Below are 6,134 nucleotides of genomic sequence, written 5' to 3'. Positions count from 1 at the left end.
TCGGCCAACTGCCTGAAGAACGACAACATCGTCTACATCGGCGACCTGATCCAGAAGACCGAGGGCGAGATGCTTCGCACCCCGAACTTCGGCCGCAAGTCGCTGAACGAGATCAAGGAAGTGCTGACCTCCATGGGTCTGTCGCTCGGCATGGATGTGCCGAACTGGCCCCCGGAGAACATCGAAGACCTGGCCAAGAAGTTCGACGACCAGATCTAGTTTCAACCCTCCGCCCGGACCGATTGTTGGTCATCGGAGCGGTTAGAATAAATGCGGTCCAAGGTCCCTGAAGAGGGAAACCCGGGCCGGAGTAGGAGAGACCCCGATGCGCCACGGCGCCGCCTATCGCAAGCTCGGCCGCACGGCCAGCCACCGGACCGCCATGTTCGCCAACATGGCTGCGTCGCTGATCAAGCACGAGCAGATCACGACCACCCTGCCCAAGGCCAAGGAGCTTCGCCCCTTCGTCGAAAAGCTGGTCACCCTCGGCAAGAAGGGCGACCTGCACGCCCGTCGTCAGGCCATCAGCCACGTCCGTGACGTGACCCAGGTCGGCAAGCTGTTCGAAACGATCGGCCCGCGCTACGCCGAACGCAACGGGGGCTATATCCGCATCATGAAGGCCGGCTATCGCCACGGCGACAACGCCCCGATGGCCGTGATCGAGTTCGTCGACCGCGACGTCGACGCCAAGGGCCAGGACTCCGGTCCGGTCTACGCGATCGAGGGCGACGACGAAGCGTAAGCTTCGACGCCACGGTTGAGTTCTTGAAGGGCGACCCGGGCGATCGGGGCGCCCTTTTGCTTTTCGGGTCGCCGGTGCACGGTGACGCTGATGAGCATTGAGATCGCCCCATACCAACCCGACCACGCGGCCGCCTGCATCGGCCTCAATGCGTTCCGGATCCTCGGCGGGGGCTATGCCCAGGAAGCCAGGAACCGTCTGGCCACGGACGACCGGTTCGGCTTCGTCGACCTGCCGCCGCAGCCGACGCCCTATGCCCGCTGCAATGTCTGGATGGAGAAGCGCCTGTGACCGACCTGATCCTCTACAGCCACCCCTTCTCCTCCTACTGCCAGAAGGCCATCGTCGCCTTCTACGAGAAGGACCTGCCGTTCAGCCAGCGGCTGCTGGAGGACGAGGGAGCGATGGCCGAGCTGAAGGCCGCTTGGCCGTTCGGCCAGTTCCCGGTGCTGAAGGACGGCGCGCGTCATTTCGCCGAGACGTCCATCATCATCGAGCGGCTGGACCAGATCTCTCCGGCCACGCCGATGATCCCCACCGATCCCGATCTGGCGCTGGAGACGCGGTTCATGGACCGGGTGTTCGACAACCACGTCCAGACCCATCAGCAGAGGCTCATCTACAACGCCCTGCGGCCGGAGGCGGACCGCGATCCCCTGGCCGACGCCGATGCGCGCAAGAAGCTGGAGACGGCCTACGCCTGGCTCGACGCCCTCATGGCCGAGCGGACCTGGGCGGCAGGCGAGGTCTTCACCCTGGCCGACTGCGGCGCGGCGCCGGGCCTGCTCTACGCCCACTGGACCCATGCGATCCCGAAGGACCACGTCCACCTGTGGGCCTATCGCCGCCGACTGCTGGCCCGGCCCAGCTATGCCCGGGCGCTCGACGAGGCGCGGCCGTACCGCGACTATTTCCCCCTCGGCGCGCCCGACGAGGACTGACGCCTATTCCTTCGACAGGTCCTGCCGGTTGAACCAGGCGACGGCGCCCGCGAGCGGGGCCAGTGTCCACAGGGTGAGGCTGATCAGGGCCTTGATCGCCAGGCCGTCGGGCATGCCTGCAGGGGCTCCGTCCGGACCGACGACGGCCTTCAGGGTGTCGAAGGCCAGGCCCGGCAGAAGCAGCTGCGCAGGCCAGCCCGTCGGCTCCCAGCCGAGCAGGGCCAGACCCGGTCCGCCCAGCAGGGTCTGGGCGAAGCCCAGAACCACCGGCACGAACAGGGCGGCCAGCAGGGATCGCGTCATGACCGCCGCCAACAGGGCGATCATCGCATACTGAATGATCCGGACGTAGCCGAGCAGCAGGGTGAGAATGAACGAGCCCGCGTCGCTGCCGTCGAAGGTGAAGGCCAGGCTCGAGCCGTTGATCACGGCACCCGAGATCGAGAAGATCAGGCCTGCGACGATGAAGATCGCGATCGCAATCAGGGTCAGGATCTTGAAGACGCCGACCTTGCCGAGGATCAGATTGATCCGGCTGTTGCGGGCGCTCGTCAGCCGCCAGGTCTCCCAGCGGTAGTCCCCGGCATAGAGGGTCGAGGCTCCGATCAGCATGAAGACCAGGATCGCCCCGTTCGCGACGATGCCGGCGATCTTCAGGAGGTCCTGCCCCAGGTCCTCGACGGACTTGGCCTGGGCCGTCGCCGCGATGCCGGTGGCCGACAGGTCCCCCGTCATCTCTTCCATGCGCGACTTGGTCGCGAGGTGGAAGATGATGCCGCCCGCCACGAACAGCAGCGGCACAAACAGCACGGACCAGAACACCGCCATGCGGTTCCGCATCAGGCGGTAGAATTCGGAGAGGACGGAATCAGCCAGCATGGATCGTCTCCGGGTGTTGCACGGAGCCGGTCTCGCTCATGAAGACGCTCTCCAGATCGGCGCCGATCCAGCGGGCCTCGTCGATATCGACGCCGCCCTGGACCAGGGCGCGCATCAGACCGGGCACGTCGGTGCGGGGCAGGGTGGCCATGACGGCGTCGCCTTCCAGCAGGGCCGAGGCGCCGGGCAGGCCGGACACGATCTCCAGCGTCTTCGAGATCGGGGTCACCGACAGACGCAGCCGCTCGCCCGATGCAGTCAGTTCCGAGACCAGGCCTTCGCGCACCAGCTTGCCGCGGTTCATGATTGCGACGCGGTCGCAGACGCGCTGGACCTCCAGCAACTGGTGGCTGGCGAGGACCACGGTGATGCCGTCCTTCTCGGACAGGGAGCGGATCAGGGCGCGCATTTCCTGGATGCCGGGCGGATCCATGCCGCTGGTCGGTTCATCGAGGATGACGAGCTCCGGCTCGGTGATAAGGGCGGCGGCGACGCCGAGCCGCTGCAGCATGCCGACGGAAAAGCCCCGCACCTTGCGATCGGCGGCCTCGGTCAGGCCCACGCGTTCCAGCCATCCGGAGACGCGGGCGGCATCGGGTTTCAGGCCGTGCGCTGCGGACAGCCAGACCAGCACCTGACGCGCCGTCATGAAGGGCGGGAAGCGTGGCGTCTCGATCATCGAACCCATGCGGCGGGATGCCGCGACGTCGCCGATCCGTCCGCCCATGACCGTAGCCTCGCCATCGGTCGGCCGGATCAGGCCCAGCAGGATTCGGAACAGGGTCGACTTGCCGGCCCCGTTGGGGCCGAGCACGCCATAGACCCCGCCACGCGGAATGGTCAGGCTCAGCCCATCCAGGGCGCGAACCGTCCCATAGGTCTTGGTCAGGTTCCGGGTCTCGATGACAGCGTTCATGGGGCAAGCTTGGCCCTGTGGCGAGCGGTCGACAAGCCGTCGCGAGGCTGTTGCGGATTAACTTTATGCAACGCTGGATATTCCGGAGCCCTGCATGTTTCGCGTCCTGTTCGCCTGCATCGCCCTGTTGACCGGCCTTTCGACGACGGCGCATGCCCGGAACCCGGCCGACCCGAAGAGGCCGTTGACGATCCTCATCTCCATCGACGGCTTCCGGCCGGACTATATGGACCGTGGTGTGACCCCGACCCTGTCTGCCCTGGCGGCGGAAGGAACGACGGCGGCGATGCAGCCGTCCTTCCCCAGTGTGACCTTCCCCAACCACTATACGCTGGTGACCGGCCTGCATCCCGACCACCACGGTATCGTTGGCAACAGTTTCAACGACCCCGGAATGGGCCGCTTTACCATGCAGTCGAAAGAGGCCGGCTGGTGGAACCAGGCCGAACCCATCTGGGTCACGGCCGAGAAGGGGGGCCTGCTGACCGCGACCATGTTCTGGCCGGGGTCGGAGACGGCGATCGACAACGTTCGACCGACCTACTGGCGCCCCTTCGACCAGACGGTCACGGGCGCGGACCGCGTGTGGCAGGTCCTGACCTGGCTTGACGGCACGGGCAACCTGCGGCCGGACTTCGTCACCCTGTATTTCGACGTCGTGGACACGGCCGGCCACCGCAACGGCCCGGACGCGGCCGAAACCACTGCTGCCGTCGCCTCGGTCGACCACGACCTGGCCGGTCTGGTTCAAGGGCTGAAGGACCGGGGCCTTTACGACCAGACCACCTTCGTCATCGTGGCCGATCACGGCATGGCGGCGACCTCGCCGGATCGCGTGACCTATCTGGACGACCTGATCGATCCGGCGGCGATCCAGATCGTCTACGCCGGTCCCGTTGTCTATCTGGACCCGGCCTCGGGCCATGAGGCCGAGGTCGAGGCGGCGCTGATCAAGCGTCACCCTCACGGCGAATGCTGGCCGCGCGCCGATATTCCCGACCGCTTCGTGCTGGGCTCGAACCCTCGCGTGTCGTCGATCGTCTGTCTGGCTGACACCGGCTGGCTGTTCGGAACCCGTGCGCGGACGGTGACCCGTCCGGGCGGGGCCCACGGCTACGACAACCAGGCGTCGGAGATGCGCGCCCTGTTCATCGCGACGGGCCCCCGCATCGCGTCGGGCGTCGTCCTGCCCGCGATGGACAGCGTCGATGTCCATCCGCTGCTGGCGCGCTTGCTCGGACTCACTGTCCCGGCAGGCGACGGTCGACCCGAGGATACACTGCCGGCGATGCGGGCCGGCAGGGCTGATTGAACGTTCTGGGCCGCAAAGGACGCAAAACAGAACCGCAGACGGTTACGAGAAACGCCATCCTCGTATAGGACCCCCTCCCAACGCGTCGATGTGACGGGTTTCAGGTGGTGCAGACTTCAGGAGTGCATGAGATGAGCAGGGTTCTCGTAATCGGGGCGGGGGGCGTTGGCTCCGTCGCCGTCCACAAGATGGCGATGAACGCCGACATCTTTTCGCACATCACACTGGCCTCGCGGACCAAGTCCAAATGCGACGCCATCGCCGCCTCGGTGAAGGACCGCACCGGCGTCAGCATCGACACGGCGGCCATTGACGCGGACGACGTCGCCGCGACCACGGCCCTGATCAAGGCCGTGAACCCCGCGCTCGTGGTCAATCTGGCCCTGCCGTACCAGGACCTGAACATCATGGACGCCTGCCTCGCGGCGGGGGTCCACTATATGGACACCGCCAACTACGAGCCGCGCGAGGAAGCGAAGTTCGAATACAAGTGGCAGTGGGCCTATCAGGACCGCTTCAGGGAGGCCGGCCTGATGGCCCTGCTGGGGTCGGGATTCGATCCCGGCGTGACCTCGGTGTTCACGACCTGGACGAAGAAGCATCTGCTGGATTCGATCGAGACGCTCGACATCCTGGACTGCAACGGCGGCGACACCGGCCTGCCGTTCGCGACCAATTTCAATCCGGAGATCAACCTGCGCGAAGTGACCGCTCCGTCGCGTCACTGGGAAAACGGCCAGTGGGTCGAGGGCCCGGCCCTGACCCACAAACAGGTGTTCGACTTCGACCAGGTCGGCGAGAAGAATATGTACCTCATGTACCATGAGGAGCTGGAATCGCTGGCGAAATTCTATCCCGAGATCAGCCGCATCCGCTTCTGGATGACCTTCGGCGACTCCTACCTCAAACACCTCGAGGTGCTCGAGAACATCGGCATGACCTCGATCGAGCCGATGATGTTCCAGGGCCGCGAGATCATCCCGATCGAGTTCCTCAAGGCCCTGCTGCCCGAGCCGTCGTCCCTGGGTCCGCTGACCAGGGGCAAGACCAATATCGGCACGATCGCGACCGGCCTGAAGGACGGCGTGCAGAAGACGGTCTACGTCAACAATGTCTGCGACCATGAAGAAGCCTATGCCGAGACCGGCAACCAGGCGGTCAGCTACACCACCGGCGTCCCCGCCATGATCGGCGCCGCCATGATCCTGACGGGCGCCTGGAAGGGCGCGGGCGTGTTCAACATGGAACAGCTGGATCCCGACCCCTTCATGGACATGCTGAACCAGCACGGCCTGCCCTGGAAGGTGCAGGAGCTGGACGCGCCTCTCGCGTTCTGACGGG

8 protein-coding genes are annotated in these 6,134 nt (G+C 65.8%); 6 read left to right on the top strand and 2 right to left on the bottom strand.

The window, feature by feature from the left end; translation table 11 throughout:
- The 4 genes from Q0044_RS14725 to Q0044_RS14710 all read left to right on the top strand — a co-directional run.
- A partial coding sequence (locus Q0044_RS14725) for a DNA-directed RNA polymerase subunit alpha C-terminal domain-containing protein (RefSeq protein WP_298163211.1) occupies positions 1-219 on the top strand: 219 nt, incomplete at its 5' end.
- 106 nt (positions 220-325) lie between these two features.
- Complete coding sequence (rplQ, locus tag Q0044_RS14720; protein WP_298163210.1) at positions 326-745, top strand: 50S ribosomal protein L17; 420 nt, start codon at positions 326-328, stop codon at positions 743-745.
- 90 nt (positions 746-835) lie between these two features.
- Positions 836-1,036: a hypothetical protein gene (locus Q0044_RS14715; RefSeq protein WP_298163209.1), complete on the top strand. Its 201-nt coding sequence runs from the start codon at positions 836-838 to the stop codon at positions 1,034-1,036.
- Positions 1,033-1,686: a glutathione S-transferase family protein gene (locus Q0044_RS14710; protein ID WP_298163208.1), complete on the top strand. Its 654-nt coding sequence runs from the start codon at positions 1,033-1,035 to the stop codon at positions 1,684-1,686. Before Q0044_RS14715 ends, Q0044_RS14710 begins: the two co-directional genes overlap by 4 nt.
- 3 nt (positions 1,687-1,689) lie before the next feature.
- On the opposite strand, the gene Q0044_RS14705 is transcribed toward Q0044_RS14710, so the two are convergent.
- A complete protein-coding gene (locus Q0044_RS14705) occupies positions 1,690-2,565 on the bottom strand; it encodes a hypothetical protein (protein WP_298163207.1) in 876 nt (291 codons plus the stop codon).
- The gene (locus tag Q0044_RS14700) at positions 2,555-3,481 is read right to left on the bottom strand and encodes an ABC transporter ATP-binding protein (protein ID WP_298163206.1); all 927 of its coding nucleotides are present in this window, start codon (positions 3,479-3,481) and stop codon (positions 2,555-2,557) included. Before Q0044_RS14700 ends, Q0044_RS14705 begins: the two co-directional genes overlap by 11 nt.
- 94 nt (positions 3,482-3,575) lie before the next feature.
- On the opposite strand from Q0044_RS14700, the gene Q0044_RS14695 reads away from it, so the two are divergent.
- Together Q0044_RS14695 and Q0044_RS14690 are read left to right on the top strand one after the other, a co-directional pair.
- Positions 3,576-4,793, top strand: a complete 1,218-nt coding sequence (locus Q0044_RS14695; protein WP_298163205.1) for an alkaline phosphatase family protein — start codon at positions 3,576-3,578, stop codon at positions 4,791-4,793.
- 131 nt (positions 4,794-4,924) lie between these two features.
- Positions 4,925-6,130, top strand: coding sequence for a saccharopine dehydrogenase family protein (locus Q0044_RS14690; RefSeq protein WP_298163204.1), 1,206 nt, complete (start codon positions 4,925-4,927; stop codon positions 6,128-6,130).
- Positions 6,131-6,134: the final 4 nt, after the last annotated feature.

This window comes from Brevundimonas sp. (genome assembly GCF_027484365.1).
Taxonomy (GTDB): domain Bacteria; phylum Pseudomonadota; class Alphaproteobacteria; order Caulobacterales; family Caulobacteraceae; genus Brevundimonas.
The sequence above is the reverse complement of the archived record's forward strand: the minus strand, read 5'-3'. Positions and strand labels throughout refer to the sequence as shown.